The organism is Anoxybacillus flavithermus, assembly GCF_002742685.1.
In the GTDB taxonomy this organism is placed as follows: Bacteria; Bacillota; Bacilli; order Bacillales; family Anoxybacillaceae; genus Anoxybacillus; species Anoxybacillus flavithermus_E.
In genome coordinates, this window is sequence record NZ_PEDM01000009.1 from 28,179 (window position 1) to 48,661 (window position 20,483).

Annotated in this window: 19 protein-coding genes and 1 pseudogene; 10 read left to right on the forward strand and 10 right to left on the reverse strand. The window is 39.5% G+C overall.

What is annotated here, in order from left to right; translation table 11 throughout:
* Window positions 1-44: 44 nt before the first annotated feature.
* Complete coding sequence (gene speE / locus CS060_RS06185) at window positions 45-893, reverse strand: polyamine aminopropyltransferase (protein WP_035047379.1); 849 nt, start codon at window positions 891-893, stop codon at window positions 45-47.
* 243 nt (window positions 894-1,136) lie between these two features.
* Here speE and CS060_RS06190 point away from each other — a divergent pair, with 243 nt between their 5' ends.
* The 8 genes from CS060_RS06190 to CS060_RS06225 all read left to right on the forward strand — a co-directional run bounded on the left by CS060_RS06190 (window position 1,137) and on the right by CS060_RS06225 (window position 8,881).
* The gene (locus tag CS060_RS06190) at window positions 1,137-1,961 is read left to right on the forward strand and encodes a formate/nitrite transporter family protein (protein ID WP_035047377.1); all 825 of its coding nucleotides are present in this window, start codon (window positions 1,137-1,139) and stop codon (window positions 1,959-1,961) included.
* 88 nt (window positions 1,962-2,049) lie between these two features.
* Window positions 2,050-2,952 (forward strand): formyltetrahydrofolate deformylase, encoded by a 903-nt coding sequence (gene purU / locus CS060_RS06195; RefSeq protein WP_035019611.1) that lies wholly within the window; start codon window positions 2,050-2,052, stop codon window positions 2,950-2,952.
* 155 nt (window positions 2,953-3,107) lie between these two features.
* Window positions 3,108-3,482: a replication termination protein gene (locus CS060_RS06200; protein ID WP_003397201.1), complete on the forward strand. Its 375-nt coding sequence runs from the start codon at window positions 3,108-3,110 to the stop codon at window positions 3,480-3,482.
* Window positions 3,483-3,543: 61 nt separating this feature from the next.
* Window positions 3,544-3,807 (forward strand): metal-sensitive transcriptional regulator, encoded by a 264-nt coding sequence (locus CS060_RS06205; protein ID WP_043966402.1) that lies wholly within the window; start codon window positions 3,544-3,546, stop codon window positions 3,805-3,807.
* 196 nt (window positions 3,808-4,003) lie between these two features.
* On the forward strand, window positions 4,004-4,825 hold the full coding sequence (locus tag CS060_RS06210; protein ID WP_231563563.1) for an AAA family ATPase: 822 nt from the start codon (window positions 4,004-4,006) through the stop codon (window positions 4,823-4,825).
* A gap of 10 nt (window positions 4,826-4,835) precedes the next feature.
* Entirely contained in the window at window positions 4,836-6,740 is a 1,905-nt protein-coding gene (locus CS060_RS06215; RefSeq protein ID WP_099668787.1) for a vWA domain-containing protein, read from the forward strand.
* Window positions 6,741-7,042: 302 nt separating this feature from the next.
* Entirely contained in the window at window positions 7,043-8,476 is a 1,434-nt protein-coding gene (locus CS060_RS06220) for an alanine/glycine:cation symporter family protein (protein ID WP_035049045.1), read from the forward strand.
* Between the two features lie 210 nt (window positions 8,477-8,686).
* The gene (locus CS060_RS06225) at window positions 8,687-8,881 is read left to right on the forward strand and encodes a hypothetical protein (RefSeq protein WP_035048310.1); all 195 of its coding nucleotides are present in this window, start codon (window positions 8,687-8,689) and stop codon (window positions 8,879-8,881) included.
* A gap of 224 nt (window positions 8,882-9,105) precedes the next feature.
* Here CS060_RS06225 and CS060_RS06230 read toward each other — a convergent pair whose 3' ends face one another.
* Window positions 9,106-9,528, reverse strand: a complete 423-nt coding sequence (locus CS060_RS06230; protein WP_035048308.1) for a ferritin-like domain-containing protein — start codon at window positions 9,526-9,528, stop codon at window positions 9,106-9,108.
* Window positions 9,529-9,695: 167 nt separating this feature from the next.
* Between CS060_RS06230 and CS060_RS06235 the strand changes: the two genes are divergently transcribed.
* Entirely contained in the window at window positions 9,696-11,780 is a 2,085-nt protein-coding gene (locus CS060_RS06235) for a DNA topoisomerase III (protein WP_035048305.1), read from the forward strand.
* Between the two features lie 23 nt (window positions 11,781-11,803).
* On the opposite strand, the gene merA is transcribed toward CS060_RS06235, so the two are convergent.
* A complete protein-coding gene (gene merA, locus CS060_RS06240; protein ID WP_035048303.1) occupies window positions 11,804-13,420 on the reverse strand; it encodes a mercury(II) reductase in 1,617 nt (538 codons plus the stop codon).
* A complete protein-coding gene (gene merR, locus CS060_RS06245) occupies window positions 13,417-13,824 on the reverse strand; it encodes a mercury resistance transcriptional regulator MerR (protein ID WP_035048301.1) in 408 nt (135 codons plus the stop codon). Before merR ends, merA begins: the two co-directional genes overlap by 4 nt.
* A gap of 168 nt (window positions 13,825-13,992) precedes the next feature.
* On the opposite strand from merR, the gene CS060_RS06250 reads away from it, so the two are divergent.
* A complete protein-coding gene (locus CS060_RS06250) occupies window positions 13,993-14,379 on the forward strand; it encodes a VOC family protein (protein ID WP_035048299.1) in 387 nt (128 codons plus the stop codon).
* A 46-nt stretch (window positions 14,380-14,425) separates the two neighbouring features.
* On the opposite strand, the gene CS060_RS06255 is transcribed toward CS060_RS06250, so the two are convergent.
* The 6 genes and pseudogenes from CS060_RS06255 to CS060_RS06285 all read right to left on the reverse strand — a co-directional run bounded on the left by CS060_RS06255 (window position 14,426) and on the right by CS060_RS06285 (window position 20,409).
* Window positions 14,426-15,301, reverse strand: a complete 876-nt coding sequence (locus CS060_RS06255) for a GNAT family N-acetyltransferase (RefSeq protein ID WP_035048296.1) — start codon at window positions 15,299-15,301, stop codon at window positions 14,426-14,428.
* A gap of 225 nt (window positions 15,302-15,526) precedes the next feature.
* Window positions 15,527-16,352, reverse strand: a pseudogene (locus tag CS060_RS06265) (ABC transporter ATP-binding protein).
* Window positions 16,353-16,391: 39 nt separating this feature from the next.
* A complete protein-coding gene (locus CS060_RS06270; protein ID WP_099668788.1) occupies window positions 16,392-17,486 on the reverse strand; it encodes an SDR family oxidoreductase in 1,095 nt (364 codons plus the stop codon).
* A gap of 111 nt (window positions 17,487-17,597) precedes the next feature.
* Window positions 17,598-18,455 carry an oxidoreductase gene (locus CS060_RS06275; protein ID WP_035048290.1) on the reverse strand — a complete coding sequence of 286 codons (858 nt, stop codon included), beginning with the start codon at window positions 18,453-18,455 and terminating at the stop codon, window positions 17,598-17,600.
* Window positions 18,456-18,544: 89 nt separating this feature from the next.
* Window positions 18,545-19,438: a DMT family transporter gene (locus CS060_RS06280; RefSeq protein WP_099668789.1), complete on the reverse strand. Its 894-nt coding sequence runs from the start codon at window positions 19,436-19,438 to the stop codon at window positions 18,545-18,547.
* A gap of 38 nt (window positions 19,439-19,476) precedes the next feature.
* Entirely contained in the window at window positions 19,477-20,409 is a 933-nt protein-coding gene (locus tag CS060_RS06285) for a DMT family transporter (RefSeq protein ID WP_035049950.1), read from the reverse strand.
* Window positions 20,410-20,483: the final 74 nt, after the last annotated feature.

The following is a 20,483-nucleotide window of genomic DNA, read 5'->3' on the forward strand; positions in this document are numbered from 1 at the left end:
TAAAAATGCCTCTTTGTCAACAATCGTAGCCGGAATCATCCCGACTACGATTGGAGATGTTCTTTCATAAATTGTGGAAGACGGAAGCATTGGTTTAATACATCCGCATTTGCGTATTTCGTTTGTTTTGTGAATGTGTTGAGTCGTTCAAATGAAATAGGTTGTTTACCACCGAGCGTAAAGCTCCATAGCCCGCCAGGATATGTTGGAACAGTAGCTGTATATACGTGTACATGCGGGAATAAATGACGAATATTTGTATATGTTTGTTTCAATACGTCCATATGAAAAATAGGGGATTGGCTTTGACAAACCATCATTCCATCTTCTTTGAGCGCTTCATGCACACTTTTGTAAAAATCGTATTCAAATAATACTTGTGCAGGACCAATTGGATCGGACGAGTCAATAATAATGACATCGTACGTATTCACACGGTCTTTCACAAATTGAACCCCATCTTTATATATATATTGCACACGTGGGTCCGAAAGATTTCCGGATACTTCAGGTAAATGTTCTTTACATGCTTGAACAACAAGTTCATCAATTTCGACGAGATGGATTTCTTCTACCTCTTCATATTTCGCCACTTCACGAGCTGCGCCACAATCACCTCCACCAATAATTAAAACTTTCTTTGGCGACGGATGAAGAGAAAGAGGAACATGTGCGATCATCTCGTTATAAATATGACCATCAATGGAAGTGGTTTGTACAACTCCGTCAAGTACGAGCATTCTTCCGAAGTCGTATGAGTCTAAAATCATGACATGTTGAAATGGTGAATGCTCTGAGTAAATGATTTCTTTAATGCGATAACTAATTTTTAAATTTTCCCGTTCATCTTCTGTTAACCATAATTGACCATTTTGTTCTTTTATGTAGTTCATAACTTCCTCCTCTAACAACGTATTTTACACCTTTTTTATATTAATATATTTCTGCATGAGTTTGCAAAGGGTGAGAACAATATGTGCAAAAATTGCAATAGTCTTTTTTTTCGCAAACGTTTACAAAAATAAAGTGTTGACAGTTCTTTTAACATTTACATAAATGCATTGAAAAACAGAGGGAAGAGGAGTAGGATAAAGTGTGAAAAACATCACAAAAACAGAAAGAGAAGTGAGGAAATGATGGACGCTTTACAAACATGCAAAGAGCTCGCATTAAAAAAACGATCCATTTTGCAAACATCACCGCTTCAATATATGATTCGTGCTGCTTTAGCAGGTGTATATATCGGTTTTGCTCTTGTTCTTTGTGTTCGGGTTGGTCAATACTTTTATGAAACACATTCACCAGCGACTTATTTAGTAAGTGGCATTTTCTTCGGGATTGCTCTTGTGCTGATTATGTATGGTGGGGCAGAATTGTTTACAGGAAATACGATGTACTTTACGGTTAGTACCTTGCAAAGAGAAACGACGATTGGAGACACGTTTCGTAACTGGATAGCATGTTATAGCGGGAATTTGCTCGGTGCTGTTTTCTTTGCTTTTTTAATTGCACAGTCAGGAATTTTTCATGATCTTCCGATGGATCATTTACTATTTGCGATTGCATTGAAGAAAATGCATGCAACAACGTTACAACTATTTATAAAAGGGGTGTTATGTAACTGGCTCGTTTGTTTAGCTATTTTTATTCCGATGCAAATGAAAGAAGATATCGCAAAAATATTTGCTATGATTTTAATTGTTTTCGTCTTTTTTGCTTCTGGATATGAACACTCGATTGCAAATTTCGTTATTTTCTCCCTTGCATTAGCTGTTCAACATCCTGATACGATTCATGTGGCAGGAATCGTCCATAACATCATACCTGTAACGCTTGGCAATATTGTCGGCGGGTCGTTATTTATGGGGGCGTTATACACGTATCTTTCATCTTCTTCTGCTAAACAATCTGCTCCCACATGGAAAGGAGCTTTTGGCGCACGAAAAATAATGAATAAGTAAGAAAAATAGTCGGGATATGTTCTCGACTATTTGTTTATTTGTTATAATAATGGCTATTATTTATTTCATCGTTTTATAGGGGGAAGTTATGATGTATTTTCAACAAAAACATGCGCAAAAGTTTATGGACAAATATAAAGATCGGGCACGCTTGCTTATCTCGTGTCCAGATCAACCTGGAATTGTTGCAGCTGTGACCAATTTTTTGTATGAGCAAGGAGCCAATATTGTAGAGTCAAGTCAATATTCGACAGATCCTGAAGGTGGTACGTTTTTTTTACGAATTGAGTTTGATGCTCCGAATATATCAGAGAGAAAAGGGGAGATGGAAAGAGAGTTCGCAACGATTGCACAACGTTTTTCAATGAAATGGCGATTGAGTTTACATACGCACATAAAAAAGGTAGCGATATTTGTTTCGAAAGAAGAACATTGCTTATTAGAGTTATTGTGGGAATGGCAAGCGGGTGAATTGCTTGCAGATTTCGCTCTCGTCATCAGCAACCATGAACAAATGAGGGAAACGGTAGAGTCATTCGGTATCCCATACTATTACATACCAGTGACAAAAGAAACAAAACAAGAAGCAGAAGAAAAACAAATACAGTTGTTAAAGGAACATGATATTGATGTTATTGTGCTTGCTCGTTACATGCAAATTTTATCACCTCGTTTTGTCGCAACGTTTCCAACACAAATTATTAATATTCACCATTCGTTTTTACCGGCGTTTATTGGCGCACGGCCATATGAGCAGGCTTATCGACGTGGGGTAAAACTCATCGGTGCCACGTCTCACTATGTGACAGATGATTTAGATGAAGGACCAATTATTGAACAAGATGTGGAACGGGTTGATCATAAACATCATGTAGAAGACTTGAAGCGAATTGGACGCATGATCGAAAAAACAGTCCTCGTGCGTGCATTAAAGTGGCATTTAGAAGATCGTGTTATCGTTCATGAAAATAAAACAATTGTATTCAAATAAAGGAGAGGAGATTCTCTTCTTCTTTTTTTGTAAAAAAATTGATATCATAAAACTATGTTCTAAATAAAAAATAAATAAAAATAAAAATGTTCAATTATAATGGAAATATAGAAGGATTTTTCTTTTAATTAAAGAATGTGAGAGGAGGAGGAAAGATGAGTGAAAAAAGAAAACCGAGCGGATTTTTATTAAAGCAACGCGCATTTTTAAAGCTATATTTAATTACTTTAACTGAACAGGAACGATTGTATGGGTTGAAATTGTTAGATGTGCTTCGCGAAGAGTTTCAACCATTTGGATATCGTCCGAATCATTCAGAGGTATACAAAGCGTTACATGATTTAATCGAAGATGGAATTTTAGAACAAGTGAAAAAGAAAAAAGAAGGAATGAAATATCAAGAAGTTGTTTATTACCGTTTTACTGAGGAAGGATATAAAAAAGCCCAGCTATATAAGCGGCAATTAAAAACAGAATTAGATCGTTGTGAAGCGCTTATTCGTAAAGCAATTAAAGATAATTTTAGTTGACAAAGGAATTGTATTTCAATTAATATACTGATAAGGGTATATGAAAAGGAGTTTGATGAACATGACATATGATAATCAAGTGAAAAACCGTTTAAAACGGATTGAAGGACAAGTTCGTGGTGTACTAAAAATGATGGATGAGCAAAAGGATTGTAAAGAAGTAGTTGCTCAGTTGTCAGCTATTCGTAGTGCTGTTGATCGTGCCATTGCGGTTGTTGTCAGTGCTAATTTAGAACGTTGCATCCGCAAAGATGTAGAAACAGGATCATTAGAAAGTGAAAAACTCATTCAAGAAGCAGTTGAGCTACTCGTCAAAAGTCGATAATGCCGGGTGGCTCCCTTTTTTATTTATTTGTTAACATAATATAATTATGTTAAACAATTCTTTTATTTGTACAAATTCATTTATTTTTTGTACAATACGTACGTATGAAAACATAGAAAGGAATGACATCATGATTTATACACAATCATTCACACTTCCCGAAAAAATTGAAGCAATCGTTAAAGAAAGAAGAGAGATGTTTAAAAATGACATAAATGAACAGGAAGAATATTCTGCATACACACCCGCTCATGAGTCTATTATATATGATGCAATTATCGCCTTAGCGTTAGGGAAAAATGTGTTGTTAAAGGGACCAACAGGATCAGGGAAAACAAAATTAGCCGAAACGTTATCACTTTTCTTCGGACAACCGATGCACAGCATTAATTGTTCGATTGATTTAGATGCTGAGGCGATGCTCGGTTTTAAGACGATCCAACAAACAGATGGGCGAGCGACGATTGAATTTATCCCAGGGCCTGTTATTCAAGCAATGACAAAAGGGCACCTGTTATATATCGATGAAATTAATATGGCTAAGCCAGAGACGTTACCGATTTTAAATGGGGTACTCGATTATCGGAAAATGATTACAAATCCATTTACTGCTGAAGTTGTTAAAGCAAAACCGACTTTTGGTGTCATTGCAGCCATTAACGAAGGATATGTTGGAACAGTTCCGTTAAACGAAGCTTTAAAAAACCGTTTTGTTGTCATTGATGTACCATACGTTCAAGGTGAGGTGCTAAAACGGATCTTAAAACAACAGACGCAGTTAACAAATGAAGTGTTATTAGATCGTTTTGTGACATTGTCAGCCGATTTAATTATTCAAGTGAAGCAAGGATATGTATCAGAAGAAGCTGCTTCTATTCGGGCGTTAATCGATGCTTGTGATTTAGCGGTGTACATTCCACCACGACGCGCCATTGAACGAGCGATCGTCGAGAAATTAGAAGACGATCGGGAAAAAGCTGCGGTGCGCAACTTAGCCGAAACGTTGTTCGATGAATGAGGGGGGCTACATGAACCGTTTTATTATGTTTAATGATAAAAAAATCGATTCTTTTTTGTTTATGGAGTTATCTGATTTAGTAAAAACATTAACAAAAGATGAGGAAATGGAGCTCGAGTTCGGCTATCAGTCGTATCTTGATCGACAACATAAAAAAGTCGTTGTTAGTCATTTTTGGGATAATCGTCCAAGAGAGCAGTACGTATATGGATTAAAAAGTGATGTGTTTTTGCGCACAATCGGAAATTTCCATTATACAAGTGACGAAGACATTCTTTTTTTCCTTCATCAAATAAAAGCATATTCTATTCCGAACTTTGCTAAACAGTTGTTTGTGTTACTTGAGGATATGCGATTGGAAGATATATGTCGGCATGTACGTCCTGGTACAAAAAAAGCGTTTTCCATTCGGAAACATGTATATCGCCATTACTTCGAAACCCAATGGAATGTCAATATGATAAAAAGCGTTTATACAGATGCATTATTTAATTATTTATATTTGCTATTAACAGCGGAACAACCTGTACACGATATTTTTCCCTCTGAACGTTTACGCTTAGCTCTTCCGTTTGTTGAGCGTGAAATTCGAAATGTATATGATGCGAAATCGACCGCTCATATTTCACATATTGTGCTTACAGTTGTAGATGTGTTAGATGAATTGTTAGATGCGGATATGTTAAACACATATTTTCATCTTCCCGAGTACATTTACATGGATCAACAGGAAGATAGGGAAGATATTCGCCGAAAAGATCCATTGAAAAATCATGACGTGATCGATCAAAAATCGCAAGACGAAGAGATCTTTCAGGAAGTGATGCATACATGGCATCGCGAAACAAGTGACATGACAAATAGCTGTTTGCAATTTGATTTAGAGCAGGGATCGCAAACAGATTTGCTTGGTGAAGGAGTTCGTCAAGGGGAAGCGGGAGATCAAGCACTTGGGATCGTGCATGGTTCATCACAAAAAACGACGCATAATGATTATACGCATTTAGAACAACAAGGGCAACGCCAGGAACTTTCTGGACGTTCCGAGTATGAATATGGAAAAGAAAATCGTTATGCCAAGCCGATATTTGTAGATGCTTTGCCGCCCACAATCGAACAAATTAAACAGTATGAACGTGATCGAGAAGTGATCGGGCCGTACCAAAAAAAATTGACGCAAACAATTGAAAAAGTACTCGAGCATAAAAAAATACACCCGCGTACAGATTTACATGCAGGACGTTTAAATAAAAAGCTATTACGCTTTTTTATCGAGGATCACCCACGTTTATTTTATAAAAAGCATGAAACATCTCCTTTGTTAGACGCTGTTTTTGTTTTGCTTGTCGATTGCTCTGCATCGATGTACGACAAAATGGAAGAAACAAAAAAGGGAATTGCTTTATTTCACGAATCTCTTAAGGCGCTTCACGTTCCACATAAAATTGTTGGTTTTTGGGAGGATACAAACGAAGCGACATCGTCTTATCAACCTAACTATTTTCAAACCGTTATTGATTTTGATGCGTCTTTGAAAAAGGGACACGGAGCAGAAATTATGCAGCTAGAACCTCAAGAAGATAATCGAGATGGTTTAGCTATTCGGTTAATGACAGAAGAATTGCAAAAAAGAAACGAAAAACAAAAATTTTTACTCGTCTTTTCGGATGGGGAACCAGCAGCGTTTGGATACGATCAAAACGGTATTGTAGATACACACGAAGCGGTTGTAGAAGCGAGAAAATTAGGAATTGAAGTAGTCAATGTGTTTTTAGCAAACGGAATGATTACCGAAAGTCAACAAAAAACGATTGAAAATATATATGGACAGTATCATGTCATTGTCCCAAATGTAGAGCAGTTACCGACATTTTTAGCCCCTTTACTAAAAAAATTATTGTTATACAAATTGTAAAAACACCCATCATCTTGGGTGTTTTTATGTTAATTCAAAAAATTTTTTTGTTAACAAAAAAATTTTTTTAAAAAAAGATTGTATTTAAATAGTATGCGAAAAAATAAAATACTTGTTTTTAAGATTGTTTTGAAATAGTATACAAAAATAATTTATTTTCAATTTTGTTCCTTTAACGCTGTAAATTATATACGTTTTTCTAATTTTTACTATTGACGCATAATTTTAATTTTCAGATAATACTATTACAAGATTAATAATCTTACTAATTATCTTAATTATTTATTTTAAGGAGGAAGTGTATGGAGCTCATTAATCAAGTAGTCGGATTTTTAAACAACATTCTCTGGTCTTATGTCATTATCGGCTTATTGCTCGGTCTCGGTTTGTATTTCACGATCGGAACGAGATTTGCGCAAATTCGTTTAATCGGAGAAATGTTCCGGGTCTTAAAAGAAAAATCTCCTGAAGGAAAAGGAAAACAAGAAATTTCTTCACTCCAAGCGTTCTTCATTGGTGCCGCGACACGTATTGGAACGGGTAACGTTGCTGGGGTTGCGATGGCACTAGCCATTGGAGGTCCAGGAGCGGTGTTTTGGATGTGGCTCGTTGCGATTTTAGGTGGAGCGAGCGCATTTGTTGAAAGTACATTGGCGCAAATCTTTAAAGTAAAAAGCGATGTTGGTTTTAAAGGTGGCCCAGGATATTATATGGAAAAACAATTGGGTGCACGTTGGATGAGCACAATTTTCGCTTTCACAATTATCGCAAGTTTTGGATTAACGTTTAATGCTGTACAAAGTAATACAATTGCAACAGCGTTTAAAAATTCATTTAGCATGAACCCTTATGTAACCGCTTTCCTTTTAGCGGCATTAACAGCAGTCATTATTTTTGGTGGAGTTACACGCATTGCTCGTTTCTCTGAAATTATTGTTCCAATCATGGCGTTTTTCTACATTGGATTAGCATTGTATGTAATGGTAACAAACATTACTGAAATTCCAGCAGTTATTGCTTTAATTTTCAAAAGTGCTTTTGGTTTAGAACAAGTTGTAGGCGGTGGCATGGGTGCTGCAATTATGATGGGGGTAAAACGCGGATTGTTCTCCAATGAAGCTGGTATGGGTAGTGCACCGAATGCAGCCGCAACCGCAACTGTATCACACCCGGCGAAACAAGGTTTTATTCAAGCACTAGGGGTATTTTTCGACACATTACTTGTATGTAGTGCAACAGCATTTATCATTTTATTATCAGATACGTATAAAACAGGCGAGCTTGTTGGTATTGAATTAACACAAGCAGCGCTTTCCGAGCACTTCGGTTCTTGGGCAGGTATTTTCTTATCAGCAGCTATTTTCATGTTCGCTTTCAGCTCGATCATCGGAAGCTATTATTACGGGGAAGCAAACATTGAATTTATTAGTAAAGGAAAAACAGCTTTATTCGTTTATCGTGTCCTAGCAATCGGAATGGTTATTTTCGGAGCGCTTGCTAGCTTACAAATTGTTTGGGATTTAGCTGACTTAGCGATGGCGCTTATGGCATTAACAAACTTAGTAGCAATCGGTTTACTTGGTCGCATTGCGTTCAAAGCGCTTGATGACTATATGGCGAAACGTAAACGCGGAGAAGATCCTGTATTTTATGCTGACGATATTGAGGGGTTAAAAGGTGTTGAATGTTGGCCAACTCGTCAAGAAGCACAAGTGAAAAAAGCTGTGGGGAAATGAGTTTGAACTCAAATTAGAACTCAAATTAAATGGGACAAGTCTAAGGTTTCCTTAGGCTTGTTTTTTATTTACACAATCCATTGTAAAAGTTTACAATGTTGTAACAGTTTCAATCTTTTTTGTAATACAGGTTTGCATTATAATAATAATTGGAATGAATATTTGAAGATATACGAAGATATACAAAAGAAAAAAGAAAGGAGGATTTATATGAAACAGTACATTTTCACTTTTAGTACACACCATCAACAACCAGTTATATGGGAAGAAGCCATTATTGCAGATGGTATGATGGATGCGTGCATAAAAGCGAAAAAATTATGTCGTCAGTATGAACGAGAAAAACAAATCCCGATCCGTATTCAATACAAAGGTGTTCGCTATTGCAATGAGGATATTGCTTAAATTAAGAAAGGACGGATTATGTGGTGTATGTATTTTATTGTAAAACGTAGCTGCTATAACATATTTTGTTTACTAAAGCGGCTACGTTTTTATTTTTCTTTTTGTCTCAAAAATAAAAGTTTACTTCTTATTTGAGATGAACTTTATATAACTTCCTATAATTTATGTTATGTAAACTAAAAAATCACCGAAAAGAAGAGGCAGGTTTTATACTACCTCCTCTCTCATGATTGTGCTTTGAAAAAGAAGTATAGAAACCAAACAGCGTGGTTTTGTTCGTCAGCTGCCGCGCGACGAAATACTTCTTTTATATACGGGTGCGTTGTATAGTCCGCAATTTCTAAATAAAAATCGACCGTTTGTTGCTCGTCTTGCAAAGCAATTTCTAGCCCACGCTTGAAATCATCCGGACATTTTTCGCTCATTTTCGGTTGAGGCCGCTTCCCAGTCAGACTAAAATAAATATGCTCAAATTGTTGAAAATGTTTGATTTCATCTTGTCGAATTTCAAGAATTTGTTTTCGCATGTTTTCTTTTTCTGCTTGGTGAGCTAATTGGGCATAACAATGAATTGCGCTATACTCCCCATTAATGGCTTTTTCAAGGTCTTTCATAAACCTTGCCTCATTGTTTACATAAGTATGCATGTTGAGAGCCTCCTTATTTTTCTCCTTCTATCGTATGAACCACTAACGAATGGGTGCGTGTTCATATAAACCAAATCTTTTTTATTTGAAGTACGAGGAATGCAAACATCTTCCTTTTCCGTTATACTGGACAAGTGATCTTTTTGATAAATGGGAAGGAGAATACAATGAAATCACTTGTTCTGGCTGAAAAGCCGAGCGTGGCTCGGGAAATTGCCCGCGTGCTTGGTTGTCGGGAGCAACATAAACATTACTTTGAAGGACCGAAATATATTGTCACATGGGCGCTTGGGCATTTAATCGAATTAAAAATGCCCGAGCATTATAATCCAACATATAAAACGTGGCGGTTAGAAGATTTGCCGATTATCCCAGAAAAAATGGGACTGAACGTCATTCGGCAAACGAGCCATCAATTTCGAGCCATCGAAACCTTAGCAAAACGTCCGGATATTAAAAACTGCATCATCGCCACCGACGCTGGACGAGAAGGCGAACTTGTCGCACGATGGATTTTGCAAAAAATTCGTTGGAAAAAACCGCTGTTGCGCCTATGGATCTCGTCTCAAACCGATCAAGCCATTCGCGAAGGGTTTCAACATTTAAAACCAGGAAAACAGTTTGAACGTTTATATGAATCTGCTGTGTGCCGGGCAGAAGCAGATTGGTTGATTGGGTTAAATGTGACGAGAGCGTTAACGACCAAATATAACGAACCTCTTTCCGCAGGCCGCGTTCAAACACCGACGCTTGCGATGATGATTGAGCGAGAAAAAGAAATTCAGTCATTTAAACCAGCACCATATTGGACGATTCGTGCCAACGTCGGGTCTGTTGTTGCTTTTTGGGAGCGTAACGGGGAAAAACGAATGTTTTCGAAAGAACTGGCGGAACAGCTATATGAAAAACTAAAAAACAAACAAGCGACGGTTATTTCTGTCGAAAGAAAAACAAACAAAGAGCCACAGCCGCTTCCTTACGATTTAACCGAATTACAACGAGAAGCAAACAAACGGTTTGGCTTTTCGGCGAAAAAAACGTTAAGTGTATTACAACGGTTATATGAGCACTATAAGCTCGTCACGTATCCGCGCACCGATTCGCGCTATTTAACGACCGATATGGAACGTACGATGCTTGAGCGTCTAGAGGGAATGAAATCCGGATACGTAGACGAAGTTGCTCCGCTTTTGAAAAATAAAGGGAAGGTAGTGGCTAGGCGGGTATTTCATAACGAAAAGGTAACGGATCATCATGCGATTATCCCGACAGAAGAACGGTTGGACATCGGCAAACTTTCCGCTGATGAACGAAAACTATATGACTTAATTGCGCGTCGCTTTTTAGCACTCTTCTATCCAGCATGCGACTACGAAACCATTCATGTTGTTTTTGATATCGACGGCGAAGCGTTTGTCGCTCGCGAAACGCGAGTAGTAAACGCAGGGTTTCGGCGCGTTCTAGAAAAGCAAGAAGAGAAAGGAACTTTCCCTACGTTTATGAAAGGACAAATGGTTTCTGTCATATTAGAGAAAAAAGAAGCGCTAACAGAGCCCCCTCTTCGCTATTCTGAAGCCGACCTTTTGTCACAAATGGAAAAATACGGACTAGGTACGCCAGCGACGCGCGCGGAAATTATTGAACGCCTCGTCGAAACGGAAACGGTCGAGCGAAAAAACGGACGGTTTTATCCGACACCAAAAGGGAAACAATTGATTGAACTTGTCAATGAGGAATTAAAATCGCCGCAGCTGACTGCGCATTGGGAAAAAGAATTAGAAGCAATTGCTCGTGGAAACGGGGATCCAAAAACGTTCCTCCAACACATCCGCCAGCAAACGGAGCGGTTAGTGGCGGAAATAAAACAAAGCGATCGAACGTATCGTGCTCATAATTTAACTGGCTCGATGTGTCCAGAGTGCGGATCGTTTTTAAAAGAACGAGCGACAAAAGAAGGTCGCATGCTCGTATGCTCGAATATGACATGTCGCTTCCGGAAGAGAAAAGATCCAAAGCTTTCAAACCGGCGCTGTCCACAGTGCAAAAAACGAATGGAAATTCACGAAGGACAAGCAGGTGTCTACTTTCAATGTCGCCCTTGCAATGTCATTGAAAAAGCCAATGAGCAGAAAAAAGCAAAACTTGGCCAAAAAGAACGGGCGTTATTGAAAAAATATAGTGCCGAAAACGACTCATTTGGTACAAGTTTAGGTGATTTGTTAAAGCAAGCGTTAAATAAGAAAGAAAACTAGAGCCGCTTCCACATGGAAGTGGCTCATCCCACACAACAAGATAACTTTCCGACATCTTGATCAAACGTTAATGCCGCGAGCTTTAGTCCTTCTGCCATCGTTAAATAAGGAGCGAGTGTTTCGCGGAGGTCATTTATCGTTAAGCCGAATTTAATGGCGAGTGTCGCTGCATAAATGATTTCCCCCGCATGTTCTGCGACAACGTGAGTCCCAAGCAATTTCCCTGTTTTTGCATCGGCGACTAATTTAAAGACACCGACTGTTTCATAATTGACAATGGCTCTTGGGACAGCTTCTAACGGCAAAACAGATGTTTTTACTTCGTATCCTTTTTCTTTTGCTTGCTGTTCCGTTAGTCCAACGGTTGCGACTGCGGGAGAACTAAACGTAACCGCTGGGATTGTTTCAAGGTGAATTTTTTTCTGTTGTCCGCCAACGGCATTCGCTGCAGCGATCGCTCCTTCGTATGCGGCGACATAGACAAATTGTGGACCCAGGATGACATCGCCTGCCGCATAAATGCGCGGATTCGTTGTTTGTAAATAGTCATTAACAATAATTTCACCACGCGAACCTGTTGTTACCCCAGCCGCTTCTAAACGCAATGCTGCCGTATTCGGTGTTCTGCCAGTAGCAATGAGCAACTCATCCGCTTCAATCACCTGTTTTTTTCCATCGATTTCGACATGTATTTTTTTGACGTTCCCGTCTTGCTCGACACGCTCAAAAGACACACCTGTGAGGAGGTGAATGCCTTGAGACGTGAGCGCTTTTGTCATCGCTTCGGAAATTTCTCGGTCGTATGTTTTTAATAGTCGAGGGCTTCGTTGCATCAACGTAACGTTAGAACCGAGATGATGAAACAGTTGACCAAGTTCGATGCCAATATAACCAGAACCGATGACCGCTAATCGTTTCGGTACTTCTTTTCGTTCGAGTAGCGTCGTGCTTGTCACGTAATCCACATCCGCAAGCCCAGGAATATTCGGAATTGCCGGAGCAGAGCCTGTGGCAATAAGGAAGCGATTTGCTGATAATTTTTTTCCATTGACTTCTACAGTGCTTTCGTCGACAAATGCCGCTTCTCCTTGAATGAGCGTAAATCCATATTCGTCGATGAGATTGACATACTTCGCTTGACGAAGATCGCGCACTAATTCATTTTTTTGCTCGATTAATGAAGCTAAATCGACTGCTCCTGCAGACGTATGCAGTCCAGCGAACGGAGGATTTTTCGCAAGGAAGTTAATTTCCCCTGCCCTTAACAATGTTTTCGAAGGTACACAACCGATATTCACGCATGTTCCTCCTATCGTTCCCCGTTCAATCATGGCAACTTTTGCCCCATATTTTCTTGCCTCAATTGCCGACGCAAAAGCGGCAGCACCAGAGCCGATGATGATATAGTCATATGTTTCTCTTGTTGCTTCGATTTCCTCCGCTTCTGTCGGCTCATAACCAGCCGCCGTTATGGCTTGTTTTGCCGTTTCAACGTTGGCATGAGGAAGTTCAAATACCGCTTCTCCACGGTGAAAACTAACATCAATAGATGTTGCGCCGAGTTGTTCAAGAATCGAGGTAATATGTTTTTCACAGCTTGGGCAAGTCATTCCTTCAATGCGCATCATATATCTTTTCATGTTGAAAATTCCTCCTCAATTAACGTTTCAATCATCGGGCACTCGTATAACGCTTTGTCATCTGGACACCGCTTTTGTAAGTCTTGGAGCATACATACGACTCGCTGTAAGTCTTTGATTTGCTTTTGCACTTCTTCCACTTTTTTTGATACAAATTCATACATATTCGCGCATCGTTCCTTATCTTGATCGACAATGCCGAGCAACTGATGAATTTCCGTTAGCGAAAACCCGAGTTGTTGTAGACGTTTAATAAATTGGATGCGCTTTGCGTCTGCATCGGAATATAAACGATACCCCGCTTCTGTTCTTGTAGGTAGTGGGAGTAGCTGTCGCTTTTCATAATAGCGAATCGTTTCTTTATTCACGCCACATCGTTTTGCTAGCTCACTAATCCGATACATTGAATCACCTCACTTCCAATTCAAGTATAAACCTTGTACTAAGGTACATAGTCAAGATAGTAAAAAAATTCTACTATTGACAACGAATTGTGAATTGACGATAATTAAACACAAGAACATATATTCGTATATGTTTTTTTATCATTATAGAGGGGTTGTGATGAATTTATGGATCAAAAAGTTGTGACATGCCTTATGTTTTCAGGGCAGGCAGAAGAAGCGATTCGTTTTTATACGTCGGTTTTTTCTCCAGCGGAAATCGAACAAATTGTGCCTCGAGAAAACGGAATAATGTTTCACATGTTTCACGCAACGTTTCGATTAAAAGGGCAACGGTTAATGGCGATTGATAATCACATTGACCATCATGAGTTTACGCCTGCGATGTCGCTATGTGTCACGTGTGATACGGAAGAAGAAATTGACCATGTTTTTGAGCGGCTCTCTCAATCAGGAAAAGTGCTCGTGCCGCTAGGCGCCTATCCATTTAGCAAAAAATTTGCATGGGTGGAAGATCGATACGGTGTATCGTGGCAACTGTCTCTCGGAATTTAGTAGCTAGACGAAAATAAGCTGTTGGCACAAGCTCAACAGCTTATTTTTATCTCATCCGCTTTTGCATCCATACTTGTTTGACAATTGGTTGAAAGCCGATTTCTTTTAAAAGGGAATAAGTAGCTGACGAATGGGCAATCGGAACGTTCGGTACTACTTTTACGACCTTGTCAGGATGAGCGCTGAAAATTTTTGAAAGTAAAGCCCGAAGGATATGTTCTGTATCATTTCTTTCTGGATCCGCTTCACATTGATATAAAACCGTTTTTTCATGTTTGCCTGTTGCGTCAAAAACACGTCGATAATATGCATAGCCGATGTTGCATCCACGTTCATCTTTTACAAGAAGCGCCTCGCCATCTTTGGCGCTTTGCCATTGCGTTTGCCACGGGTGTCGCCCCTTATAAAACGGAAGGAGGCTTATTTGTTGTGGGACGGTCGTTTCTACTTGAAAGATTGCGTCATCTAGGAAGTGTGGCACCGCTTCTTGAGATTGTAAATACTCCAGTTCATCCACGATTTCATAGCCGAATTTTTGGTATAGTGCAATCGCTCGCTCATTTTCGCTAATCGCTTCCAATGTTGCAAGCTCAACGCCTGCTTGTTGGTAAATGTTAAGCGTCGCTTCCATTAGCGCATTTCCAATCCCTGTTTTTCGAAACGCAGGCGCTACTCCTGTACCGCCGTTCCAAGCCATTGAAGTTCCTTTACATTCACGAACGCCGTTTAGCACAATCCCAACTGGCTCATCATGGTGAAAAGCAATAATGGACAACGTAGGAGAAAGTCCTTCTCCTACTAATCGATGCAAAAAGCTTTCTATCGTCAGCTGAATCGGAAAATAATACCCTTCAAATCCAGCATTCCAAGCACGTACCGCTTCTTCTAACGTACATTCTGATAGTCGTTTTATTTGTAACATATTCCCTCCGTCATGCCCTAATGTTTTCTTTAGACATCGCTTCTTTTTTTGGACTTACGCAAAAAAGCGAAAAAACGCCACTGAAATCGGATGTAAGATCACCGTCGCAATTTTTCCTGAGACAAACGCCCCTCCCTAAATCGTCGTCATTATAGAAGAAAATAAGTTTTTATAGAAGTGAAGTTTTCCTCCTTTTCTCATTCATTTTATGCCTTTCTTCATCCTTTATTTTCCTATTCGTTGAAGTGTAGGGCTGTTTTTAATCGATACCCACGGGCGATTATGTTCCCAACGGACGTACACATCTATTTGAAACGTTTCTGACAAATAATCGTCGGTGAGTATTTTTTCTTTTTGTCCGGATGCTATGATTTTTCCATCTTTTAATAATAATACATGAGTCATTTCTTCGATGATTTCTTCAATATAATGTGTAACATATAACACGTGGCATACTTTTTTCACGATCACGTCTTTAATGAGTGCTAAAAGTTCTTCTCGTGTTAACATATCTAGTCCTACGGTTGGTTCATCCAATATGAGTAACTTTGGCTTTGCCATTAGTGCTCGAGCAATCAGTACTTTTCTTTTTTCTCCTTGCGATAAGGTGCGATACGTTTTTCCTTTTAAGTAACCGATTCGAAACACATTCATCCATTGTTCGGCTTGGTGCAAGTCTTCGACTGTGACAGGCTCGTACAGCCCAATCGAAGCAAATTTTCCACTAACAATTACCTCTTCCACCGTTTCCGATTCTAATGTAGGTTGAAATCGCTCAAACGCGCTGCTTACAAACCCGATATGTTTGCGTAGTTCTGGTAAATTTGTTTTTCCAAATCGGTGCCCTAATACGGAAACTTCTCCTTTTGATGGGTATTCATAGCCTAATAAAATATTAAGTAGCGACGTTTTTCCTGAACCATTTAACCCGAGAATGACCCATTGTTCCGAGAATGACCCATTGTTCGTTTTCTTGCACTTCCCAATGTAGACGATCTAAAATGACGCGGCCTTCTCTAATCAAAGAAACGTTTTTCATCTCAACAATCATTCCTCTTCCCCCTTCTTTACAAAAATCGCGGTTAAATGCCTAATGAATCGTCAGCTGTTTCGTTGAGTTATGCCGATGTTTCCGATAATAACGCGCCATCACCGGAATGACATCGCGGAAGTCAGGGCAAGTAATCCCTGTCTTCGCTAAAGTGTTGCGTGCATTTGTTGCGTCGTATACGGACGCACATTCGAAATATTCAAGTGCTTCTTTTTCTACGTGCAACCATTTGCGAATAAAAGAAAACGACATCGCCCATTTGGCAAGACGAAGCGGCAGTATTCCTTTCGGTTCTTTCCCGAGATATTCTGTCATCATCATCTGATAAATGTCTCTCATTTTGTATGGGTTCGGATCGGTTAAATGATACGTTTGGCCAATCGCTTCGTCCGTATGTGCCAAATAGAGCGTTGCCTCGATAATGTAGTCAACCGGAACAAAATTTCCTTGCGCCTCACCTTTTCCAATATACGGAATGAAAGGGAGGAACTTCAGACGCTCAAACATATTGAGCATAAAGTACAAACCATCAAATTTCATCGTTTCTCCGGTTTTTGAATGACCAACCACAATACCAGGGCGAATAATCGTCGTTGGCACGTTGTGCGCTACTTCTCGTACAGCTACTTCTGCAAGAAATTTCGTCTTTTCGTAATGGTTTTTAAATGACTGCCCTTTGTCAAGTTCATGCTCGAAAATCACCCCTTGCCGCGTTCCTGATACGTATGCCGTGCTAAAATATACATAACGCTGCAAATGTGGAAGGAAGGAAACCCATTCGTTTACTTGTTTTGTTCCCTCTACGTTGACCATTCGAGCAATGTCCTCAGGAACGGCCAAATCGTAAATAGCTGCAAGATGGAACACGTGGGTGACCGATTGTGCCAACATGTGCAGTTGTTTTTCTGAGAGAGAAAGGTTCGACTTCGTAATATCTCCTTCGACGATTTCCCATTTCGCCTGTGGAAAATGAGTGGAAGAACAAATTCTTTCTTTTTCTTCCATCGCTTTCTCTTTCATAGAAGGCAGAACCAATGTATATATTTTTTCTGGAGCCCATTTCTCGATTAGCTCCTCAAGCAACATCGACGAAATAAATCCCGGAAATCCGGTAAAAAAATAAACATTCCCCACATTTTTCCCCCCCTGTTTCATTCTGGTCTAAAACACTTTGGCAATGATTTTATAAAATTTTTAAAACTTCTACTTCAAAATGTATGTTTTCTGTAGCTGCATATGTGGTACTTATTTCCGTTTAAACGATTTTATGACAATCCATTCCCACCACTTCCACGGCAGCCAGTTTTTCAGCCTTAACGTCAATGTGACTCCTCTCCCTACGGGGTAACGCAAGCGAGGGGTCGGCGATTGGACGACTTTGATTATTTGCCTAATGACTTCATCAGGAGGTGGTGCTGTTTTAGCTACTCGATTCACGTATTGCATAATGGTTTTCATTTCTTTTTCATATGGCGAATCTGAACGGACGGACACTCCTTGCAGTCCTTTCGACCAAATGTTTGTTTTGAATGACCCAGGCTCAATTAAGACGACATATACTCCGTATGGCAACATCTCTAAACGAAGCGATTCGCTAAATCCTTCAACAGCGAATTTCGAGGCGACATATGGACCTATCGCCGGAAAACCGACTCGCCCGCTAATGCTGCTAATGTTAATAATCTTACCGCTCCGTTGCGTTCGCATAATTGGCAAAACAGCTTTTGTGACGGCAACTAACCCAAAAAAGTTCGTCGCAAACTGACGCTCCCACTCTTCAAGTGTGAGTTCCTCGACAAAACCGCCAACGGCAAACCCTGCGTTGTTAACTAATACATCGATCCGTTCATAGCGATTGATTACATCGTTCACGACTGATTCCACCGCGGCGAAATCGGTGACATCGAGAGATATGACTTCTATCCGATCGTACACGCCGGCTTCGCGCGCCACTGTTGCAAGCATTTCTTTATTTTGCATATTTCGCATCGAAGCAATGACTCCATATCCTTCACGTGCAAGTGCAACGCTTACGAGTAGCCCAAACCCACTCGAGGCCCCTGTCACTAGCGCCACCGACGGGGAGTTTACATTTTGATTCACAACAATCCTCCTCGCTACGATAAAGACATATTTATTGAAATTAGATAACGATAGGTAATATTCCTGCCATTTTAAAAAATCGACCCCCATCACGCACTGATGGAGGTCGATTTTTTCTTTGGTTTAAGTTCTTTTGTTGTGACAACAAGCATAGCTCCACTCAACACAATCAGTCCCCCGATCATTTGGATAGACGATATGCTTTCATGTAAAAATACCATCGATAGAAGAAACGTCACGATCGGTTCGATCATACTTAAAATCGCTGCTTTTGTCGGACCGATGATATTCATTCCCGCAAAAAACGTCAGCATTGCCAAAACGCTTGAAACGAACGATGTTCCGATAATTGGAAGCCATCCTTTTGCGTCAAATTGAAAATGTAATGTTCCCGAACCAATTCCAAAAACAAAAAAAGACAAAGCGGCAAAGAGCGCGATGTAGGCACTCGCTGTAATAGGTGGAACGTGTGAAGTCACTTGATTCCCAACGATAATGTAGATTGAGTAAACAATCGCTGCTCCAACGGCTAACGCAATACCGAGCGGCTGAATTTTTCCTTCTGGTGCTCCTAATACAAGCAACATACCTAAAAAAGAAATGAGAATCGCAATGATGATGTGCTTTGTTAGCTTTTCTTGATTAATAAAAAACGAAAAAACGGCGACAAATATTGGGTTTAAATACAGCAATAAGGCAGCGAGTGAAGATGGAATATATTTTACTGACTGAAAATAAAAAGAAGATTGCATCATATAGAAAATGCCACCTAGTAAAAACAAATACAATAAATGTGACCGCGAAACCTTCCAGTTTTTTTCTTTTAACCATAAGTACAGAAAAAAGAAGAGCGCAGCCAATGCAAAACGTAAAAACAACAAGGTCGTCACAGTGACGCCGCTGTCGTATGCGTATAATGCAAAAATAGGAATAAACGCAAATCCTGTTGCCGATAACAATATAAGTCCATATCCTTTCCACATGTTCCTTACACCTCAAACCTAATCATTTTTCATGAGAATCATATGTTCGCTCCTTTTTTGATGAGGGGGAACATCGCTTTTTCTTGTTTGCTGTAAATGTTAAACAAAATACCGGTAAATACAAACGCCGCTCCAACGATATGGGTCATTGATAAATGTTCATTAAAAAAGATCGTTCCCATCACCGTAGCAGAAATAGGCATCACATTAATGAAAACCGAAGCGGTTGAAGCTCCCACTTTTTGAATACCATTATACCACCAAACGAAGCTGATAGCCGAAACGATAACAGCAACGTATAAAACGCTTAACCACACATCCCACCCACTCATTTGGACAGATGTAAAAGAAGTATAGTATAGCGCAAACGGTGCTAAAAATAACGTTCCAAAACCTGTTGCGTACGTTGTTGCCGCAAGCGGACTATATGTTTTCATTGCCACTTTTCCAATGACCGAATATGTACTCCAGCTGAGACATGCCCCTGCTAGCACAAGATCGATCGGGGCAACACCGATTTCGATAAGTACGGACGGATGACCGTTTGTAATAATATATACAGCCCCAAATACAGCGAGCAACATGCCAAATATACTTCTTCCGTTCAATTTTTCCTTCAAAAATATTGCAGACAACAATGTAATCAATGGAGCATTGACTGCAATGACTAATGAGCTTTTGACAATTGGTGCATATTTTGTAGCTATAAAAAAGAAAATGTTGTATAAAAACACTCCCGTTAAACCGAGGAGCGCTAACACGATCCAATCTTTTCTCGTCGGAGTTGGTCTATTCGGCTCTTTCCAGTACAATAATGGAAACAAAATCAAACTAGCACCGAAAAAGCGAAAAAAAGCAACTGACACAGGATGTAAAGTCGTCGTTGCGATTTTTCCAGCAACAAAGGCACCACCCCAAATCGTAGCAGTTAAAAATAAAAGAATATACGTTTTTATATTTTTTACTGGCACTAAACATCCCCCTTTTGTTCATAAAAACTCGGCTAAAAAGGAAAATAACAATGAGGAGGCTGTGTCCTCCTCAT

What these genes read in the sequence shown, in the direction of transcription:
- CS060_RS06230 (WP_035048308.1), bottom strand. Translation starts at nt 9,528, where the DNA reads ATGCATACTTATGTAAACAATGAGGCAAGGTTTATGAAAGACCTTGAA.
- CS060_RS06210 (WP_231563563.1), top strand. Translation starts at nt 4,004, where the DNA reads ATGTTTAAAAATGACATAAATGAACAGGAAGAATATTCTGCATACACA.
- CS060_RS06205 (WP_043966402.1), top strand. Translation starts at nt 3,544, where the DNA reads ATGACATATGATAATCAAGTGAAAAACCGTTTAAAACGGATTGAAGGA.
- CS060_RS06220 (WP_035049045.1), top strand. Translation starts at nt 7,043, where the DNA reads ATGGAGCTCATTAATCAAGTAGTCGGATTTTTAAACAACATTCTCTGG.
- CS060_RS06280 (WP_099668789.1), bottom strand. Translation starts at nt 19,438, where the DNA reads ATGTGGAAAGGATATGGACTTATATTGTTATCGGCAACAGGATTTGCG.
- CS060_RS06225 (WP_035048310.1), top strand. Translation starts at nt 8,687, where the DNA reads ATGAAACAGTACATTTTCACTTTTAGTACACACCATCAACAACCAGTT.
- merA (WP_035048303.1), bottom strand. Translation starts at nt 13,420, where the DNA reads ATGAAAAGATATATGATGCGCATTGAAGGAATGACTTGCCCAAGCTGT.
- CS060_RS06190 (WP_035047377.1), top strand. Translation starts at nt 1,137, where the DNA reads ATGGACGCTTTACAAACATGCAAAGAGCTCGCATTAAAAAAACGATCC.
- CS060_RS06255 (WP_035048296.1), bottom strand. Translation starts at nt 15,301, where the DNA reads ATGTTACAAATAAAACGACTATCAGAATGTACGTTAGAAGAAGCGGTA.
- CS060_RS06200 (WP_003397201.1), top strand. Translation starts at nt 3,108, where the DNA reads ATGAGTGAAAAAAGAAAACCGAGCGGATTTTTATTAAAGCAACGCGCA.
- CS060_RS06215 (WP_099668787.1), top strand. Translation starts at nt 4,836, where the DNA reads ATGAACCGTTTTATTATGTTTAATGATAAAAAAATCGATTCTTTTTTG.
- speE (WP_035047379.1), bottom strand. Translation starts at nt 893, where the DNA reads ATGAACTACATAAAAGAACAAAATGGTCAATTATGGTTAACAGAAGAT.
- merR (WP_035048301.1), bottom strand. Translation starts at nt 13,824, where the DNA reads ATGTATCGGATTAGTGAGCTAGCAAAACGATGTGGCGTGAATAAAGAA.
- purU (WP_035019611.1), top strand. Translation starts at nt 2,050, where the DNA reads ATGATGTATTTTCAACAAAAACATGCGCAAAAGTTTATGGACAAATAT.
- CS060_RS06250 (WP_035048299.1), top strand. Translation starts at nt 13,993, where the DNA reads ATGGATCAAAAAGTTGTGACATGCCTTATGTTTTCAGGGCAGGCAGAA.
- CS060_RS06235 (WP_035048305.1), top strand. Translation starts at nt 9,696, where the DNA reads ATGAAATCACTTGTTCTGGCTGAAAAGCCGAGCGTGGCTCGGGAAATT.